The sequence below is a fragment of the Hydrogenophaga sp. OTU3427 genome (assembly GCF_038440225.1).
Taxonomy (GTDB): Bacteria; Pseudomonadota; Gammaproteobacteria; order Burkholderiales; family Burkholderiaceae_C; genus Hydrogenophaga.
Map to the genome: position 1 here is coordinate 19,960 of NZ_JASATI010000047.1, position 18,841 is coordinate 38,800.

Annotated in this window: 14 protein-coding genes; 7 read left to right on the top strand and 7 right to left on the bottom strand. The window is 67.4% G+C overall.

Annotation, left to right across the window (positions count from 1 at the left end):
* Window positions 1-14: 14 nt before the first annotated feature.
* Together AAHB17_RS20410 and AAHB17_RS20415 are read right to left on the bottom strand one after the other, a co-directional pair.
* Window positions 15-5,276: a PAS domain S-box protein gene (locus tag AAHB17_RS20410; protein WP_342132717.1), complete on the bottom strand. Its 5,262-nt coding sequence runs from the start codon at window positions 5,274-5,276 to the stop codon at window positions 15-17.
* Between the two features lie 7 nt (window positions 5,277-5,283).
* Window positions 5,284-6,846, bottom strand: coding sequence for a response regulator (locus tag AAHB17_RS20415; protein ID WP_342132718.1), 1,563 nt, complete (start codon window positions 6,844-6,846; stop codon window positions 5,284-5,286).
* 148 nt (window positions 6,847-6,994) lie between these two features.
* On the opposite strand from AAHB17_RS20415, the gene AAHB17_RS20420 reads away from it, so the two are divergent.
* From AAHB17_RS20420 to AAHB17_RS20445, 6 genes are all read left to right on the top strand, one after another.
* The gene (locus AAHB17_RS20420) at window positions 6,995-8,518 is read left to right on the top strand and encodes a transporter substrate-binding domain-containing protein (protein WP_342132719.1); all 1,524 of its coding nucleotides are present in this window, start codon (window positions 6,995-6,997) and stop codon (window positions 8,516-8,518) included.
* Between the two features lie 220 nt (window positions 8,519-8,738).
* The gene (locus AAHB17_RS20425; protein WP_342132720.1) at window positions 8,739-9,890 is read left to right on the top strand and encodes an efflux RND transporter periplasmic adaptor subunit; all 1,152 of its coding nucleotides are present in this window, start codon (window positions 8,739-8,741) and stop codon (window positions 9,888-9,890) included.
* A 12-nt stretch (window positions 9,891-9,902) separates the two neighbouring features.
* Window positions 9,903-11,123: an ABC transporter permease gene (locus tag AAHB17_RS20430; RefSeq protein WP_342132721.1), complete on the top strand. Its 1,221-nt coding sequence runs from the start codon at window positions 9,903-9,905 to the stop codon at window positions 11,121-11,123.
* Complete coding sequence (locus AAHB17_RS20435) at window positions 11,120-11,875, top strand: ABC transporter ATP-binding protein (RefSeq protein ID WP_342132722.1); 756 nt, start codon at window positions 11,120-11,122, stop codon at window positions 11,873-11,875. Before AAHB17_RS20430 ends, AAHB17_RS20435 begins: the two co-directional genes overlap by 4 nt.
* Window positions 11,876-12,129: 254 nt before the next feature.
* Complete coding sequence (queE, locus tag AAHB17_RS20440; protein ID WP_342132723.1) at window positions 12,130-12,765, top strand: 7-carboxy-7-deazaguanine synthase; 636 nt, start codon at window positions 12,130-12,132, stop codon at window positions 12,763-12,765.
* A complete protein-coding gene (locus AAHB17_RS20445; protein ID WP_342132724.1) occupies window positions 12,762-13,127 on the top strand; it encodes a 6-carboxytetrahydropterin synthase in 366 nt (121 codons plus the stop codon). Before queE ends, AAHB17_RS20445 begins: the two co-directional genes overlap by 4 nt.
* A 30-nt stretch (window positions 13,128-13,157) precedes the next feature.
* Here AAHB17_RS20445 and AAHB17_RS20450 read toward each other — a convergent pair whose 3' ends face one another.
* From AAHB17_RS20450 to AAHB17_RS20470, 5 genes are read right to left on the bottom strand one after another with little or no spacing between them, the layout of a single operon-like run.
* Window positions 13,158-14,402, bottom strand: coding sequence for an ROK family protein (locus tag AAHB17_RS20450; protein ID WP_342132725.1), 1,245 nt, complete (start codon window positions 14,400-14,402; stop codon window positions 13,158-13,160).
* 14 nt (window positions 14,403-14,416) lie between these two features.
* Window positions 14,417-14,872, bottom strand: coding sequence for an RbsD/FucU family protein (locus tag AAHB17_RS20455; protein WP_342132726.1), 456 nt, complete (start codon window positions 14,870-14,872; stop codon window positions 14,417-14,419).
* A gap of 14 nt (window positions 14,873-14,886) precedes the next feature.
* A complete protein-coding gene (locus tag AAHB17_RS20460) occupies window positions 14,887-15,681 on the bottom strand; it encodes an ATP-binding cassette domain-containing protein (protein WP_342132727.1) in 795 nt (264 codons plus the stop codon).
* A gap of 1 nt (window position 15,682) precedes the next feature.
* On the bottom strand, window positions 15,683-16,642 hold the full coding sequence (locus AAHB17_RS20465) for an ABC transporter permease (RefSeq protein WP_342132730.1): 960 nt from the start codon (window positions 16,640-16,642) through the stop codon (window positions 15,683-15,685).
* 32 nt (window positions 16,643-16,674) lie between these two features.
* On the bottom strand, window positions 16,675-17,682 hold the full coding sequence (locus AAHB17_RS20470) for a sugar ABC transporter substrate-binding protein (RefSeq protein WP_342132728.1): 1,008 nt from the start codon (window positions 17,680-17,682) through the stop codon (window positions 16,675-16,677).
* Between the two features lie 196 nt (window positions 17,683-17,878).
* On the opposite strand from AAHB17_RS20470, the gene AAHB17_RS20475 reads away from it, so the two are divergent.
* A complete protein-coding gene (locus AAHB17_RS20475; RefSeq protein ID WP_342132729.1) occupies window positions 17,879-18,805 on the top strand; it encodes a PfkB family carbohydrate kinase in 927 nt (308 codons plus the stop codon).
* Window positions 18,806-18,841 lie beyond the last annotated feature (36 nt).

Genomic DNA, 18,841 nt, shown 5'->3' on the forward strand with positions numbered 1-18,841 from the left:
CGGACGCCACCGGTTCACGTGCCAGCACCAGCATGATCCGCCATCAGCCCGTCCACCAGGTTCAGCGCCTTGTCGAAATCGAAGTCGGAGATGGCACGCGCCAGCGGTTCTAGCTGGGGCGCCAAGACCGTGCCACGTGCCAGCGCCTGCAGGGCCTCCAACGCGTCTGCGGCGTCGCTGTCGCTGGCGTCCAGCAGCGTGCGCAGCTGGGCCAGCGCCTGACGCAAGGCGTCGTTGTCCGCGGGCGGGGCGGTGCTTGGGCTGGCGGTTTGGCCGGTGTCGAGCGCGTCCAGGCCTGTGATCACCGGCGACAAGGCCACCAGCACGAGCGCCCTGGCGGCGGGTACCGCATCGCCGTCGCCCGCCAGGCAGGCCGCTTCCAGCTGGGCGGCGGCGGCCTGTACCGCCAGTGCCCCGATATTTCCCGCCGTGCCTTTGAGCGTGTGGGCCACGCGTGCGGGTGCGCTGGCGTCCGCATCGCTCAGGGCGGCTTCGAACATCGCGTCAAAGCCACGCTGACCGTCGCGGAACTTGCCCAGCAGCCGACGGTACAGCGAAGGGTTGTTCATGGTCGTTGCCAGTCCGCGCTGGGTGTCGATGCCCGGCAGCGGTGGCAGCCCGTCGGGCTGCGGTGCGGCGGCGGGCGCGGTGGCGCTCGCCATCGAAGCGGATGGCGCGACCGGCGTGCGCCGCGCCATCCACCGGGCCATGGTGGCGAACATGCCGCCCACGTTCAGCGGCTTGGCGATGTGGTCGAGCATGCCGGCCTCGATGACTTTGTCCCGGTCACCCGCCATGGCGTTGGCGGTCATCGCGACGATGGGCAGGTGGGACAGGTTCGGGTCGGCGCGGATGTGCCGGGCCGCCGTGTAGCCGTCCATCACGGGCATCTGGCAGTCCATCAGGATGCCATCGAAGCGGCTGTCCTTCGCCAGAATGTCCAGTGCCTCCTGGCCGTGGTTGGCCAGCACCACCTCGATGCCGGCTTGCCCCAGCAGCTCCTGGGCCAGCTCCTGGTTCATGTCGTTGTCTTCCACCAGCAGCACCCGGCTGCCTCGCAAGGCATCCATGTGCTCGCGCTGCACGTCGGCCTTCTGGTGGCTGCGGCTTTCCACCACGACACCTCTGCCCAATGCCTCGCCCACGGCCTCGATCAATGTCGTGGCCGTGACCGGCTTGGTCAGCACGGCGCTGGGCTTCAGCCCTTGCGTGCCGGCGTTCTGCAGCGTTTCCTCACGCCCGTGCGACGTCACCATGATGACCGCCGGCAAGGGGGTCAGGCCGATGCCCGGCAGGCGCTCCAGCGTTTCCAGGCCATCGAGCACGGGCATGCGCCAGTCCAGCAGCACCAGCTCGAAAGGCTGTCCGGCGCGCTGGGCCGCCAGCAACTGCTCCAGTGCCTCCTGTCCGTTGTGCGCCAGTTCGGCGTGCATGCCGAATTCGTTCACCATGCCCAATAGGATTTCGCGCGCGCTGGCGTTGTCGTCGACGATCAGCGTGCGCACCGACGCGAAGGCCTGTGCGTCGTGGCTGCGTCGGGGGGTGGGCACGGCCTGCAGGCCGAACACCGCATGGAAATGGAACACCGAACCCTTGCCGGGTTCGCTCTCGACCCAGATGCGGCCATGCATGAGCTCGACCAGCTTCTTCGAAATGGCCAGCCCCAGTCCGGTGCCGCCGTACTTGCGGGTGGTGGACGAGTCGGCCTGGCTGAACGACTCGAACATGCGTCCGCGCTGTTCGGGGGTCATACCGATGCCGGTGTCGCGCACCCAGCCGTGCAGCTCCACCGACGAGGCATCCTGGCGAACGACCTTCACGCCTACCACCACCTCGCCCTTGTCGGTGAACTTGACCGCGTTGTTGCCCAGGTTGATCAGCACCTGCCCCAGGCGCAACGGATCACCCACCAAGGCCGTGGGCACGTCCGGCCCCATCTGGATCAGCAGCTCCAACCCTTTGTCCTCGGCCTTCAGGCCCACCAGGTTGGCCATGTGGTCCATCACATCCTCGAGCCGGAAGTCGATGGCTTCCATGCTCATCTTGCCGGCCTCGATCTTGGAGAAGTCCAGGATGTCGTTGATGATGCCCAGGAGGTTCTCGGCCGAGCGGTGCACCTTTTCGATGTGGTTGCGCTGGCGCTTGTCCAGTGGGGTCTGCAGTGCCAGGTGCGACATGCCGATGATGGCGTTCATGGGCGTTCGGATTTCATGGCTCATGTTGGCCAGGAAGTCGCTCTTGGCCCGCGTGGCGTCCTCGGCCACTTCCTTGGCGCGGCGCATCGCGTCCTGCATCCGCTTGCGTTCGGTGACATCCTGCGCGATCGCGCCGATGGCGTAGACATGGCCATTGGGGTCACGCACCGGAAACTTGAACACTTGCCTGAACTCGGGTTGCTCGGGCGTGCCAACCACCTGCTCGAACTCCATGAGCTCGCCGCGGGCAAGCACTTTGGCGTCGGCCTCCTGGCCCCATTGGTCGGTGGCTTCACCCGCCAGTTCGCTCAAGCTGTGTCCCAGCAGGGCCTCGGGCTCGATGTGCAGTTTCTCGCGCATATGGGTGGCGAAATGGGCGTTGACCAGCAGGAAGCGTCCCGACGTGTCCTTCAGGTAGATGTCGGTAGGCGAGTTGTCCAGCAGCGCCTGTGTCAGCGACTGGGACTTCTGCACCTCTTCCAACGCCACACGCACCCGTTCGTTGGCCAGCTTCTGTTCGGTGATGTCTTGGTGAATACCCACCACCCGCAGCGCCTGTCCTTGTGCGTCGCGCTCGGTGGCGCGGCCGATGGCGAGGATCCAGCGCCATTCGCCGGACTTGGCCAACATGCGGAACTCGGCGCGGTAGTCCGGCACAGCGTTGCGGATGCATTGGTCGAAGGCCTGGCCCGCACCCGCCCTGTCATCGGGGTGCACCAGGCGCGCCCACAACCCGAGCGAGCCGCTTCCATCCTGTTGCAGTTCGTCACGGGTGTAGCCCAGCATCTCGGCCCAGATGTCGTTGAACTCGTTGGAGCCAGTTTCGGCCTTCCAGTCCCACATGCCCAGGTTGGCGCCCCGCAACGCCAGGTTCAGGCGCTGCTCGCTTTCCGCCACGGCCCGCTCGGAGATCAGCCGCTCGGTCATGTCGGTGGCGATGGCGCACACGGCGTAGATTTGGCCATCTGCATCGCGCAATGGAAGTTTCACGGTGTCGTAGGTGCGCACCAGTCCGTTGACACGTGCGGTGTCCTGGCTGTGGCGCAGCTCGCCGCATGCGATGACATCCATGTCAGCGGTGGTATAGGCGTCGGCGGTCGCGGCGTCGAACACCTCGTGTGCGGTATGGCCAACCACGTTGTGCGGTTCGCGGCCGAACAGATCGCACCAGGCGCGGTTGACGAACAGGTAGCGCCCATCCAGCGCCTTCAGGTAGATGACCGCGGGCGAGTTGTCCAGGATGGCCTGGTTGAGCTTTTTGGACTGTTCGACTTGTTCCAACGCCTCGCGCACCTTCTCCTCGGCCCGGCGCCGCTCGGTCACGTCCCGCACCGAGGCACACACACACACACCACGCCCTCCCAGTGCGGGCAGGCGCGATAGCCCCACGTCGACGGAAAACTCGCCGCCATCCTTGCGGCGGCCCGACAGGTTGTTGCTGAGCGCCGCCATGGTGCGCGAGCCCCCGGTGTGCATGAAGCCTTGCCGCAAGGCAGGGTGGCGCGCGCGCACCACATCGGGCACCAGCACCTCGACCGCTTGGCCGTTCAATTCGCCAGGCCCATAGCCGAACATGTGTTCCAGCTGGGGGTTGACCATGACGATATGGCCGCTCTCATCGGCCACCAGCATGCCGTCGGGCGCCGACTCGATGATGCCGCGGTACCAGGCTTCGGTGGCGCGGATCTCGGCCTGCTGGGCTTCGAGTTCCACCGTCTGTTCCTCGAGTTGGGCGGCTTGGCGTTCCATGTTTTCGGCCTGGCGTTGCGTCTCCGTCAGCAACTGCCGGGTCTTGGCGTTGCGCTCCAGGATTTCCAGACTCATGGCCAGATAGGGCATGACGCCATCGAGCAGCGCTTGGCGGGCCGGGGTCGGGAGTTCAAAGCTGGCCAGTTCCAACACGCCCAGCAGGCGATCGCTGTGCAGGATGGGTCTGGCCACGATGACCTTCGGCGTGCCCGCCCCCAGTCCGGAGTGGATGTGCAGATACCCCTCTGGTGGGTGCTCCCAGACGATTCGGCGGCGCTCCACCGCGCATTGGCCCACCAGTCCTTCGCCCAGTGCCACCGTGCTGTGCAGGCCCTCGTCGGCGCGGAATGCATAGCCCTGGAGCAGGACCAGGCGTTGGCCCGATTCATCGAGCAAAAACAGCGCGCCCTGCTCCACGCACAACAGTGGGGCTATGTCGGATAGAAACTGGCGTGCCAGCTCTGCGAGGCTGTCGGCCGCCTGCATGCGGGCCGACAGCGTGGCCAGATGGGCCTTGACCCAGCGCTCGTTCTCGCGCTCCCGGGCGTCGTTTTGCAGCACATGCACCGCCCGTGCGAGGGCGCCCAGTTCATTGGGGTAGTCGGTGTGGGGTACCTCATGTTGCAACTGTCCGGCGGCGAGGTTCTCCATGTGAGCCACCAGCCGGTGCGCCGGTCCCCGTACCGAGCGGGCGATGGCCCAGCCCAGCAGCAGGCTCAGGCCCGTGCCCGCCAGCAGCAAGGCCAGGGCCACCTGTGTGCTCTGCTCGGCCAGGCGGTCCGATCGGCGGGCGCCCTCCTCCGCGCTGTTTTCCTTCAGGCGCGTGATTGCTTCCAGAGACTCGACAGCCTTGATCGCGACCTCTTGAAAGGAGGCCTGGGAGATGAAAGCGCGCAGGTCCGCGATGCTGCCTTCCTCCAGCAGTTGAATGGCGTGCTGCGCATTGCGCTGGTAGGTGGCGTTGTCGGTATCGAAACGGGCCATCAAGCGCCGCGCCTCCTCACGCACGATGCGTTGGCGCAATTCGGCGATGGCCGCGCCCAGACGGGTCTGCGCCTCGCTCAGCTGCTTTTTCGCCCGGTCGCGCTCCATCTCATCGGCGGCCAGCACCACCTGGCGCAGTGCGCGCCCCATCTGGGCGATCCGGGTCTCGGCGTCCTTGGCGTGAAACACGGCCTGCAGGTCGACGTGATACAGCCGCTGCACGTCTTGGTTGACCACATACAGGTTGTAGAGGCTGTACCCCCCGGTCAGCACCATCACCATCACCATGCAGGCGAAGCCCATGGTGAGTCTGGTGTTGAGTGGGAGGCGTTCGAGGAAACGCATCATGGTCCTCTCAAGTCGAGGTTGGGGTGGGCAGCGTCAGCACGATGCGGCTCGATCCGTTCGCTTCGTCCAATTCCAAGGTCAGCAAACCTTGCTGCACTTCGATCAGGCGGCGCGGGCTCAGCGCAAGGCCGATCGCCTCGGCCACGGGGTGGTCGAACAGGCGCTCGCGCGATGCCTCGGGCACCAGGACCGGGAATTCGATCTCCAGGCGCACGGTGTTGCGCATCCAGATGGCGACCTGAAGGGCCGCCCCGTCCGGCGAGATGTCGGCCGCGTGGCGCAGCAAGGCCTGCAAGGTCACATACAGCAGCGGTCCGTCGCCGGACGTGCTCACGTCGTCGTCGTTCAGTGACTGTGCCGTCCTGATGCTCCAACGAAGTCCACGTGGCTGGAATTCCGTTGTGATCCCGGCCAGCGCGGCGCGCAGAACCGGAATGGGCCGCAGGTTTTCGGGGGGAACTGCATATGCGCCCTGCTCCAGGGCCCGGCACCGGGTTCTGGCGTCCAGGCCCATCAAGGCGGTCTCGATGTCCTGCCGTGCCGCCGTCGCAGCCCCGCCAGGCGCCGTCGTCAAGGCTGACAGCGCACTCAGCAAGGGTGCGCGCAGTGCCGCGTGCTGCTCCCGCTCGTCGGCCTCCCGCTGGCGTTGCGCCAACAGCATCTGGTCGTAGTCGGCCTGCAGGTTGCGGTGCACCTGGACGAAGCGCATGAAGTTGGCCACGCGCACCCGCAAGGTATCGGGCTGTATCGGTTTGGTGACGAAATCCACCGCGCCCAGCGACAGGCCACGCATGCGCGCCGCGTCGTCGCCCAGCGCCGTGACGAAGATGATGGGGATGTGTTCCGACGTCGGGTGCTGGCGCAAGCGCTGGGCCACCTCGAACCCGTCCATGGCGGGCATCATCACGTCCAGCAGCACCAGATCGGGCGGATCTTCCGACTGGCACAGGGCTATGGCCTTGGCCCCGGTGTTGGCCACCTTGACCCGGTAGAGGTCCTTGAACAGTTCGCGCAACAGACCTAGGTTGTCCGGTGTGTCGTCCACCACCAACACGGTGAGCCGTTCGCTGTCGTTCGTCGGGGTGCCGGTGGGCGCGTCCGCCACCGGCGCCTGTGCCGGCACCACCTGCCGCGCGGACGGCCGCCAGTAGAGTGCACGCTCCACCCGCTCGGTGAAGCGACCGGCGGTGAATGGCTTGACCAGCAGCTCGGAAACCCCCAGGCGTACCGCTTCAAGAACCTGCTCACGCGGCGTGTCGGTGGTCAGCATCACGAAGGGGATGGCCGCTCCTTTGGCGCTGGCACGGACCTGGCCCAGCAGTTCCAGGCCATCCATGCCGGGCATCTGCCAGTCCGAGACGATGAGGTTGACCGGATTCGTCAGCAGCAGGCGAAGCGCATCGGCGCCGTCTCCTGCCTGCAGCAGCCGCTGTACCCCCATCTGGCGCAACTGGTTGGCGGTGATCTTTCGCATCGCCTCCATGTCGTCAACGACCAGCGCGACGGTGGCCGACAGCCGCCGGCCAATGTCCACGGTGCGAGAGGCGTCTGATGCCCAGGGTAGTTGCATGGATGTTGACTCCGGCGGCCGGAACGTTGCCGAACCACGCAGGGGAAGGGTTGAACTCGGCATGAGTATCCCGTCATGTGGCGTGTCAGCTTCAACTTTTTTTTGCAATTTAATCAAAAAGCACACAGAAACGCTACAGTCCTGCCACATGGCCTTTCCGTGTGTTTCTGCCCCATTGCGCGTGGCGACCAGCGCGCTGTTGACATGGCTCGTCCTCACCGGTTCCGCGCAGGGCCGTTCGCTGGAGGACGTGCGGACGTCCAACCAGTTGCGCGTGTGCGTGGCAGGCTCCAGCGCCGCCTTCTACCGGGCCAACGCCGAGGCATTTGCCCGGCACCTGGGCGTGCCGGCTGTGGTGAAGCCTCTCAAGGCCTGGGACGACCAGTTCCAGAACCGCGACGGCCAGGTGGATCGCGATGGCCGTTACGTGGCGCGGCTGTTGGAAAACGGTGAATGCGACCTCTTCCCCAACGACCTGCATCTGCTGGACTGGCGCCTGAGCAAGATGGACCTGGTGCCGTACTACACGGTGCGCAAGATGATCGTGGCCCACCAACGGCTGAGGGCCACGGTGCGAACGCCGGCCGACCTGGCTGGCCTGCGTGCCGCGGTGCAAAAAGGCACCTCCTACGACACCTGGCTGACCCACGAAAACACCACCACCTACCAGGCCAAGCCCGTACAGATCGATCACCACCCGACGCTGGAGAGCGTGCAGCGGGTGTCCCGCGGCCTGGCCGACTTCACGGTGACGGGCAGCGAGGGCGCGTTCAAATGGATACGCAGCGGTGACTTCGAGAACCTCGACCTCTTGTTTCCGGTCGACGACATCGTGTCCGTGGGTTGGGGCATCGCGCCGTCGTCGGGCGAGTTTCGAGAAGTCCTGCAGCGCTACTTTGACGACAGCCTGCGGGTGGGTTCGGAGCTGGACCGGTCATGGCAGCGGTACTACGGCATCTCACGCACGGAGTACCGTTTCTTCGAGCAATCGTTGGACACCCGGGCGGCCGAGTTTGCCGCGTTGAGGGCATGGGCCTTACCTGTCGGCACGGGGTTCGCCGGTGTTATGGTGGCGATGGCCTTGTGGACTGGGCGCCTGCGGCGCGAGGCGGCATCCCATCGCCAGACGGCGGATCGACTGGCCCGGAGCCAACAGGCGCTGGAGCGGGAGTCGAGCCGGCGCCTGGTGGTGTCGCAAATCCAGCTGGCCTTGCAGCAGGCATCGACGCCAGAAGCGTTCGCCCAAACTCTGTTGTCCGAGTTGTCCCGACATATCCCTTTCCAGCAGGCCTTGCTGTGCGCGGTGGACGGTGGTCAGCTCCGCGTATGGGCCCGCTATGCCGGAACGGGGGCGTCACTGGACGCCGAACTGCGGACTGCCGCCCCGCTGGCGAGCCTGATGCACGAGGCCCTGCAGCGGCGCGAGGACATGGTGATCGAACCCGGCGGCGAGACCGGGCTGCGGGTGTCTTCCAGCATGGGCAGCAGTGTGCCGGCCACCGTTCTCATTCATCCGATCCACTTGCGTGACCACCCGGTGGCCGTGCTGGAGCTGGCGTCGCTGGGGCCAATGCCTGACAACGTGCAGGTCTTGCTGAGTGATCTGATGCCATTTGTCGCGGTGTCGCTGGAACGATTAAGACTCCCTGCGCACCGTGACTTCGGCGGGTAAGAAACGGGCATGTCCCGGCCGGCTTGCCGCGGGGCAACCGGTTCAATGCCCTCAATGACTTGCCGAACTGCTGTTGTTGTATGCAAAAATTGACGCAATGCCGCGTCGCCTTGTCATCACAGCTGCGGTCTTCGCCGTTGTTCTTCTTGCCGCCCTCCTCGCCTGGGGGGTGACGCGTGCACCTTTGGTGCCGGCGATCAGCGCGCACATGGCACCGCTGGTGCGCACACTGCAATTCTCTGCCCGCGTGGCCACCGCCTCGCGTGTCGAGGTGGGCAGCACCCTCACCGGGCGTGTGCTGCAGGTCGTGGTGACCGAAGGCGCGCAGGTGAAGGGAGGCGACGTGCTCGTGCGGCTCGGCAGCGACGAGCTGCAGGCCGCGCTGGCACAAAACCAGGCGAGCGAACGCCAGGCTGCCGCTCGCCTGGCGGGCCTGCGCAGCACCGGGCGCAGCGCCGCACAGGCCGGCGTGGCCCAGGCGGAGTCGGTGTTGGTGGCCGCGCAGGCCGAACTGCAACGCACTCAGGATCTGGTGGCCCAGGGTTTTCTGAGTCAGGCACGCCTGGACGAGGTCCGCCGCACAGTGGCGGTGGCGCAGGCGCAACTCGACAGCGCACGTGCCCAGCGTGCCGCCAATGCCGAACCGGGCACCGACGTGGCCCAGGCCCAGGCGCAGTTGGCGTTGGCCAGCGCCGCACGCGCGGCCGCCGAAGCCCGGTTGGGCGAGGCCGTGATTGCCGCACCGGCGGATGCGCGTGTGCTGGCCCGCATGGTCGAGCCCGGTCAGATCGTGCAACCCGGCCGGGCGCTGCTGAGCCTGGCGCTGGCTGGGCCGCTGCAGCTGGTGGCGCAGGTGGACGAGCGCTACCTGGAGCAACTCCAGCCCGGGCAGCAGGCCAGCGTGCTGGCCGATGCCTACCCGACGCAGCGCCTGACGGCACGTGTGTTGTCCATTGCCCCGGTGGTGGACGCGCAGCGAGGCGCCATCGAGGTCAAGTTTTCGCTGCCGCAGCCGCTGCCGTCCTTTCTGCGCGAGGACATGACCGTGTCCGTCGAAGTGGAGACGGCGCGGCGCGAGCGGGCCCTGGTCGTGCCCGTCGACGCGCTGCGGGGTGTCGAATCGGCCGATGCCAGCGTCTGGCTGGCACGCGACGGCCGGGTCGAGGCGCGCAAGGTGCGCCTGGGGCTGCGGACGTTGGACGCCGCCGAAATTCTTGATGGCCTGGGTGCCGGCGAGCTGGTGCTGATCGGACCGTCACCGCGGCCTGGTCTGCGCGTGCGGGCCGACACCCGTGCCACGGTGTGGCCTCTGGCCGGCAAGGGCACGAAGGACGATCCCGGCTCGGCGATGACCAACGCGATGGGCCGCTGAGGCGAGCCGACCATGCTCGGATTTGAGCGCCGCGTTGCCACCCGCTTCCTGCGCGAGGGACGCATGCAGACCCTGCTGATCATCATTGGCGTGGCGGCCGGCGTGGCCGTGGTCGCCTACATTTCGGCGCTGATCACCGGCCTTCAACGGAACACGATCGAGAAAACCCTGGGGGCACAGGCGCACGTCACGCTGAGCCCGCGAGACGATGTGGTGCTGGCCGCCCGCGCCCCGGCCCAGTCAGGCACCAGCGAGCTGGTCCAGACGCAGCCGCGTGCGCAGCGGCCGCGCTCCATCGGCAACTGGCAGCTGTTGGTGCCTCTGCTCGAGGCCATGCCGGAAGTGGCCGCGGTCTCTCCAATGGTGTCGGCCGCGGGCCTGGCGGTGCGCGGCGAGGCGTCCAAGGCGATTGCCCTGATGGGTGTGGATCTCGATCGCTACGACCGCATTGTCCGCCTGCGCTCCAAGGTCGTTGACGGCACGGCGCGGCTGGAGCCCGGCGAAGGCATCATCGGGCGCGAGCTGGCCCAGGACCTGGGGGTGCGCGTCGGTGACCGCGTGGGTATCGTCACCGGTGCCGTCACCGATTCGTTGCGTGTCACGGCGCTGGTGGACCTGGGGGTTCGCGAACTCAACAGGCGCACGGTGATCGTGCCGCTGCGCACGGCGCAAAGCTGGGTCGGCCTGCCCGGCGGCGCCACCGGTCTGGATCTCACGCTGGTCGACATCTGGTCGGCCCAGGCCGTGGCAGACGACCTGGCCGCGCGCTGGCCCTACAAGGCGGAAAGCTGGCAGCAGGCCAATGCGCAGCTGGTGGCCGCACTGAATGCGCAATCGGTGAGCACGGCGGTGATCCGCGGGGTGGTGCTGGTCGTGGTGGTGCTGGGCATCGCCAGCGTGCTGGTGGTGTCGGTGGTGCAGAAGCGGCGCGAGATCGGCATCTTGCGGGCGATGGGCGCCACCCAAGGCCAGGTCCTGCGCGTTTTCCTGCTGCAGGGCGCGATCGTTGGCGCGCTGGGCTCGGTGCTGGGTGTGTTGTTCGCGGTCGCGCTGATCTGGGTCTTCACCCATTTTGTGCTCGGTTCCGATGGCTTTCCGCTCTTCAACATCACGCTCGAGCCGGTGCTCGCGCTGCGCGTGGCCGCCATCGCCACGGTGTGTGGCGTCCTCGCCGCCGTGGTGCCGGCGCGCCGCGCGGCCCGGCTCGACCCGGCGCAAGCGATCCGCCTATGACCGCCCCCCTCACGGCCACCCGCCCCACCCCGTTGTTGGAACTCAACGGCGTTCGCAAGAGCTACAACGTCGGTTTGCCGAACGAGGCCGAGGTGCTCCACGGTCTGTCGTTCAGCATCGGTCGCGGCGAGTTCGCGGCCCTGATCGGTCCATCGGGTTCGGGCAAGAGCACCTTGCTGAACATCGTGGGACTGCTCGAGCGGATGACGGCCGGCAGTTACCGCATCGATGGTGAAGAGGTCCACGGACTGGACGACGCCGCGCTCACGCGGCGCCGGCGCACCACGCTGGGCTTCGTTTTCCAGTTCCATCACCTGCTGCCGGCTTTCAGCGCGCTGGAGAACGTGACCCTGCCTGCCCTGATGCGGGAGGACCGCATCACACCGGCACAGCGCGACCGTGCACGCGCCGTGCTGGCCGCTGTCGGCCTGGCCGATGCCATGGACAAGCGCCCGGGTGAACTGTCCGGGGGCATGCAGCAACGGGTGGCGATCGCGCGCGCCCTGGTGCTGGAGCCACCGCTGGTGCTGGCGGACGAACCCACGGGCAACCTGGACACGGCCTCATCGGACGAGGTGTTTGCCCTGATGCGGCGCATGCACGCCGAGTTGAACACCTCTTTTCTGGTGGTCACCCACGACCCACGCCTGGCGGCCCGCTGTGACCGCGTGCTGGAGCTGGTGGATGGGCGGCTGGTGGCGGATGGAACGCCACCGCCTCCGTCGGACAAGCGGGTCCTGGGGCCCGCTTGAGCGCGTGGCCAGACCGGCGCTGGCCACCTCCGTGCTGGTCCGTTGGCATCCGTCTGCCTGGCTGGATGGATAATTCGCGTGTTGCCCTGCAGACGCCGAGGCATCACTGCCGGTGGACCGCATCGACTCGGCGTTGAACGCCGCCATCAAGAATAGCGGTTGCCGCTGGCCGCGCAACCGTGCGCGCCCCGCGCCACCACCCCTGCCTGCAGGACGCCACCCCAGAACCCGATGACACCCACGAGGTCTTTTCCATGAGCTACATGGTCAAAGAAGTTTTTTACACCCTGCAGGGCGAAGGCGGGAACGCCGGCCGGGCAGCGGTGTTTTGCCGGTTTGCGGGTTGCAATCTCTGGTCCGGCCGTGAGTCCGATCGCGCGACAGCCCAATGCCGGTTCTGCGACACCGATTTTGTTGGCGTTGACGGCACGGGTGGGGGCAAGTTCGAGTCCGCCCAAGCGCTGGCCGATCGGGTCTCCGCCCATTGGCCCGCGGCGGCGGCGGGGCGGCGCCTGGTCGTGCTGACGGGCGGTGAGCCCTTGCTGCAGGTCGATGCCGCCTTGATCGACGCCTTGCATGGCTGTGGGTTCGAAATCGCGGTGGAGACCAACGGCACGGTCGATGCCCCCGCAGGGGTGGACTGGCTGTGTGTCAGTCCCAAGGCCAGCACCACCCTCAAGGTGCGCGCCGGCCGCGAACTCAAGGTGGTGGTTCCGCAGCCTGGCCTCGACCTGGATGCGCTGGTTGAACTGGATTTCGAGCACCACCTGCTGCAACCCATGGACGGTCCCGACGTGCGGTTCAACACCGCCTGGGCCATCGAGCATTGCTTGCGCGACCCGCGCTGGCGACTGAGTCTGCAAACCCACAAGATGGTTGGAATACGATGACGTACGAAATTTCCCAGCGTTTCTTCTTTGACGCCGCGCACACACTCCGGCGCGAGATCGAGGCCGAAGGAAGCGCGCGCCTGCACGGGCACACCTACCAGGGCGAGGTCGCTGTGAGCGGCACGGTGGACCCCGAAACCGGCATGGTGGTCGATCTGGGCCAGCTCCGCTTGTTGCTGGGACAGGTGCGCGAGCAGTTGGACCACCACCTGCTGGACGAGGTCGCCGGCCTGGGCATTCCGACGCTGGAAAACCTCTGTGCGTTCATCGCCCGTTTTGCCGCGCTGTCGGGGTTTCGCCTGAGCCGTGTTTCGGTGTGGCGCGACGGTATCGGGGACCGTTGCGATCTGCGCCTGCCGTGACAACCGCCCTGGACATGCACGCGCCAACGCTCAGCCGTCTTGCTTGAGAAAGGTGTCCTTGTCCGGGAAAAACTGGGTGTGCAGCGGCAACAGCGCGCCTCCCAGCGCCCGGGCATGGGAGCCGACCTGTCCCATTTCGATGCGCTCCGGCCGTGCGATGCCGACCAGCGGGTAGGACGCCATGGCGTGCCGCGTGTGGGCCAGCAGGCGCTCCAGCAGGCGCCTCGATAGCGCGCCGTCCAGCACCGTGGCGTCCAGGTCCAGCAAGGCGGCCGCCGAGATGATGGCCATGGCCAGGGCTTCGCCTGCGGCCCGCAACCAGGGCTCGGTCAGACCGTCGTGGGCGGGGTCGTTGATGGTGTCATCGTGCACCAGCTGCGGGTCCAGGCCGGCGGCGATCAAGGCCTGCTCCAGCTGCCAGCCCGAGGCGCGCTCCAGCAGCTGCTCGGCCCCGCGTGCGCCCGCCAGACCCATGGGCAGGGAGCCGATGGCACCGGCGTTGCCACGTTCGCCCATCAGCAGGTGGCCGGACAGCACCAGCCCGCCGCCCACGAAGGTGCCGACATAGATGTAGAGGTAATCGCGCAGCTGCTGCCCATGGCCTCGCAGCAGCTCGGCGGTGCAGGCGGCGATGGTGTCCTTGGCGAACACCACCGGCAGCGGGGTCATGGCCTGTACGCGTTCGCGCAGGTCCACCCCGGCCCACTTGCGCATCGCGGGCGCGGCCTGGGGGCCCAGCAGCTCGGCCCACTGGTGCATGAACAAGGGCGCCGACAGGCCAAGTCCCACCACGCGCGCCCAGCGCGTGCCCATCTGGCGGCGCAGCGTCTTGAGGGCCCCGGCCACGTGGGGCAACACCTCGTCGGGGTCGGGATGGGCATAGTGAAACACGTGCTGGTGCCGGATCTGGCCGACGAAGTCGATCACCAGCACCTCCATGCTGCGCCGGCCCACCTGCACCCCCACGCTGAAGGCGCCTTCCGGGTTCAGCGACAACGGCACCGAGGGCTGGCCGATCTTGCCGCGCACGCGCTCCTGCTTGAGCAGCAGGCCGTCGTCCAGCAGGCGGTCGACGATGATGGAGACGGTCTGGGTCGAGAGCTGTGTGAGCCGCGCCAGGTCGGCCTTGGGGATGGCGCCGTGCAGCCGTATGGCCTGCAGCACCGTGCGCTCGTTGAACTGCCGCATGCCCTGCTGGTTGGAGCCACGGACCCCATGAAAGCCCTCGGTCGCGGGCAGGGGCGAGGCATCGGGGGCGGCGGTCGGGCGGGGCATGTGGGGTCGGCGGGTCAATCGGCAGTGGGCGGCAGGATGACGCCCTTGCAAAGTATCGCATTGCCATAGGCCGTGGCCTCGCCGGTCTGCACGATCAGGCTGGCGGCCTTGACCCGATCGTAGAAGTCGTAGCGTTCGATGGCCTCGACCTGGTCGGGCAGCAGTCCTTCCCAACTGGCCGTCATGCGGATGAATGCGGCCTGCGCGGGCGTGGTCTGCCCGCGCGGCAGATCGCCGTGCTGCATGAAGCCTGCGGGCTGGGCCACGTCCGCCGCCAGCGGGAACACCGACAACACGGCCCGGACCACGCGCTCCAGGCTCTGGCCGGGCAGCCGCACCACGGGCTTGCCACCGGCCAGCCATTCGGCAGTGAAGTTGGCGTCCACCACCGCCACCCATTCGCCATGGCCCATGGCGCACAGGTGCTTGAGCAGGTCCGGTGTCAGCAGAGGGTCGATGCCTTTGAGCATGGTCTCGTTTGCTTTCAGTGGGCCAGCGCGTCGGCCGGGATCTGGTCGGGTGCCATGGCGCCGGTCATGACCGCGACGGTGTCGCTCATGCTGATCTTCCTGGGGTTGACCAGCGCCGCGCGTTTGCCCAGTCGGGCGATGTGGATGCGGTCGGCGATCTCGAAAACATGGGGCATGTTGTGGCTGATGAGGATCACCGGCAACCCCTTGTCGCGCACGCGGCGGATCAACTCCAGCACCATGTTGCCCTCCTTCACGCCCAGCGCGGCGGTGGGCTCGTCCATGATCACCACGTGCTGGGCGAAGGCCGCAGCCCGTGCCACCGCCACACACTGGCGTTGGCCGCCGGACAAGGTCTCGACCGCCTGGGTCATCGAGCGGATGCCGACCTTGAGGTCGTTCATGCGGGCGATGCTCTCCTCCAGCATCCGCTTCTTGTCGATCATCTGGAACACGCTGCCCAGCAGGCCGGGGCGGCGGATCTCGCGGCCCAGGAACAGGTTTTCGGCGATGGTCATGGCAGGGGCCACGGCCAGGTCCTGGTAGACCGTTTCGATGCCGGCGCGGCGCGCATCGATGGGGCTCCTGAAGCGGATGGGCTGGCCGTCGAGGCGGATCTCGCCCTCGTCGGGGATGGTGGCTCCCGACAAGGCCTTGATCAGGCTGGACTTGCCGGCGCCGTTGTCGCCGATCACGGCCAGGATCTCGCCGGCGCGCAGTTCGAAGTCAGCGCCGTCCAGCGCCGTCACCTGGCCGTAGCGTTTGACCAGGCCGGTGGCCTGCATCACGAGGGGGGTGGGTCGTGTCATTTCAGCGAACTCCCTTGCGCGACAGTTGGTCGGTGGTCACCGCCAGGATGACCAGGATGCCGGTGACCAGGATCTGGTAGACCGAGGACACGCCCATGAGCGTGAGGCCGTTGCGGAACACGCCCACGATCAGCGCCCCCACCAGGGTGCCCAGGACCACACCACTGCCACCGAACAGGCTGGTGCCGCCCAGCACCACGGCGGTGATGGCGTCGAGGTTTTCGGTCTGACCGGCGTTGGGGTCGCCAGCGCCGGTGCGTGCCACCGACAGCAGCGAGGCGATGCCGTAGAACACACCGGCCAGCACGTACACCCCCAGCAGCACCTTGTCGGTGGCGATGCCGGTCAGGCGCGTTGCCTCGGGGCTGTTGCCCACGGCGTAGACGTGGCGGCCCGGGGCGGTCTCGCGCAGGCCGAACCACACCACGGCGTACAACACCAGCATCAGCACCGCGCCCCAGACGATGGCGGTGTCGCCGAGCTTGAACGTGTCGCCCAGCGCCGTCATGCCGGCCGGGATGTCGGTGATGGTCTGCGAGCCGGAATACAGCTGCGTGATGGCGAAGGCGATGTTGAGCGTGCCCAGGGTGACGATGAAGGGCGGCAGCTTGATGCGCGTGACCAGCAGGCCGTTGAGCAGGCCGAACAGGGTGGTGACCGCGATGCCGCAGGCGATGGCCACGGGGGCCGGCAGGCCGAAGTCCGCCGCCACCTTGGTCATCACCACGCCGCCCAACGCCATCACCATGCCACAAGACAGGTCGATGCCGGCGGTGAGGATGATCAGGGTCTGGCCGATGGCGATCACGCCCACCACCATCACCTGTTGCAGGATCAGCGCGAAGTTCTGCGCCGACAGGAACCGGTCGCTCTGTGTGGCGAAGAACACCGTGGCCAGCAGCAGCGCGATGAAGGGCCCCATCGTGGCAACAGGGGGCAGTCTGAGGGTGGGCGTGGACATGGTGGTGGCCGCCGTGCTGCGCAGGGTCGTGTTCACTTGTTGCCCCAGCACAGCTCGGTGCCGGTCTTGACGTCTTTGCTGTCCACGCCGGCCACGGCCTTGGCGGCGATCAGGGTCACGCCGGTGTCGGTGTAACCGCTGACCTTCTTGCCGCTCTTGGCGTACTCCACGCCCGCGGCCACGCCCATGGCGGCCATGCGCAACGGGTACTGCTGCGAGGTGGCGGCGATCACGCCCTTGCCCACATCGGCGATGCCGGCACAGCCGCCATCCACCGAAACGATGAGCACGTCCTTCTCCTTGCCGGCGGCCTTGAGCGCGTTGTAGGCGCCCGCGGCGGCCGGCTCGTTGATGGTGTAGACCAGGTTGATGCCGGGGTTCTTCTGCAGGCAGTTTTCCATGCCGGTCTGGCCTTTGGCGCGGTCGCCAAAGCTGTCGGCCATGCAGACCACACCGGCCTTGGCGCCGCCGAGTTCGTTGCTCTTGGCGTCGGGTGCGGCCAGGCCGAAGCCCTTGAGGAAGCCGTTGTGGCGCTGCGCGCCCACCGGGTGGCCGGGGAAAAGGTCCAACGTGGCGATCACCGGCGCCTTGCCGCCCAGCGCCGCCTTGGCGTAGGCACCGATCAGTTCGCCGGCCTTGTAGTTGTTGGTGGCGAACAAGGCGTCGGTGCCGTTCTCGGGGTCGGTCGGGCTGTCCAGCGCGATCACCATCACGCCCGCGGCCTGCGCCTTCTTGATGGCGGGCACGATGGCCTTGGCATCGCTGGGCGTGATGAGGATGGTCTTGGCACCGGCGGCCATCATGTTCTCGATGGCGGTCACCTGGCCGGCGTTGTCGCCGTCGGTCTTGCCCGCGGCGCTGAGCAGCTTGGCGCCCAGCTTCCTGGCCTCGGCGTCGGCGCCCTGCTTCATCTTGACGAAGAAGGGGTTGGTCTCGGTCTTGGTGATCAGGCCGATCACAGGCTGGGTCTGGGCGCCGGCCACGGACGCGGTGACCAACAGGGCGGTCAGCAGGCCGGTGCGGATGGGACATGGGGTCATGGGTTGTGCTCCTCTGGGGTCTGGGGTGGGATCGCGGATCGGTTCGGGTCTTGCCGGGACCGAAGTGTCGGTCATGCAAGAACTTAAATCAATTGGATTTATTTAGTGGTTTCCCTAGTGCACATGCACTCGCTTTGGCCCGACACTCGCCATCGCGGACCGCTCCTGCGCTGGCCGCGAGCCATGAAAGACACCCGTGACACGCGCTACCCTGATCCTGGGCGAGGCCCTGATGGACTGCATCGCCCAACCCGATGGCAGCCTGCTGCCCCTGATGGGCGGCAGCCCCTTCAACCTGGCCCGCGCCGCGGCGCGCCAGGGTGCCGCCGTCGGCTACCTGTCCCCCTTCTCGACCGACACCTTTGGCCAGATGCTCAAGGCCCAATCGGTCGCCGACCACGTGCGGCCCCTGAGCCCCGACAGCGCCCGCCCCACCTCGCTGGCGGTGGTCACCGTGCGCGAGGGCCAGCCAGCCTATGGCTTCTACCGCGAGGGCATCGCTGACCGCGACTACCAGCCCGAGGCCCTGCTCGAGCGGCTCGCGGGCATGGCCCCGGGCGTGCTGCACACCGGCTCGCTGATGCTGGTGCCGCCGGAACACGAAAAGGTGTTGCGGGTGGTGCGAGGTGCCAAGGCCATGGGCTGGACCATCAGCCTGGACGTCAACTTGCGCCCGGCCATGGCCAGCCACCTGGCCGACTACCGCGACGCCGTGATGTCGGCGGTCGAGCTCGCCGACTGGGTCAAAGCCAGTGACGAGGACCTGCACACGCTGGGTTTCACCGACGCAAGCCTGGCGCGGGCCGATGTGGTGCGGCAGCGTTTCGCCCGACCGACCCATCGGCACATTGCCTTCACCTTTGGCGGCCAGGGAGCCTACCTGTGGGTCGCGGGCCAGCACACCAGCGCGGTGGCGCCCCAGGTGACGGTGGTGGACACCGTCGGCGCCGGCGACACCTTCTGGGGCTCTTGCCTGGCCGACTGGACCGAGAACAGCGCCCCGGCGCAGGAACGCATCGCCCGGACGCTGGCGCGGGCGATGCAGGCCGCGGCCATCAACTGTGGCCGCAAGGGCTGCCAGCCACCGACAAGGGCCGAGCTGCAGCTGGACGCTGCGGTGTGATCTGTCGCCGGACAAGCACCCGCGACGCCTGAAACG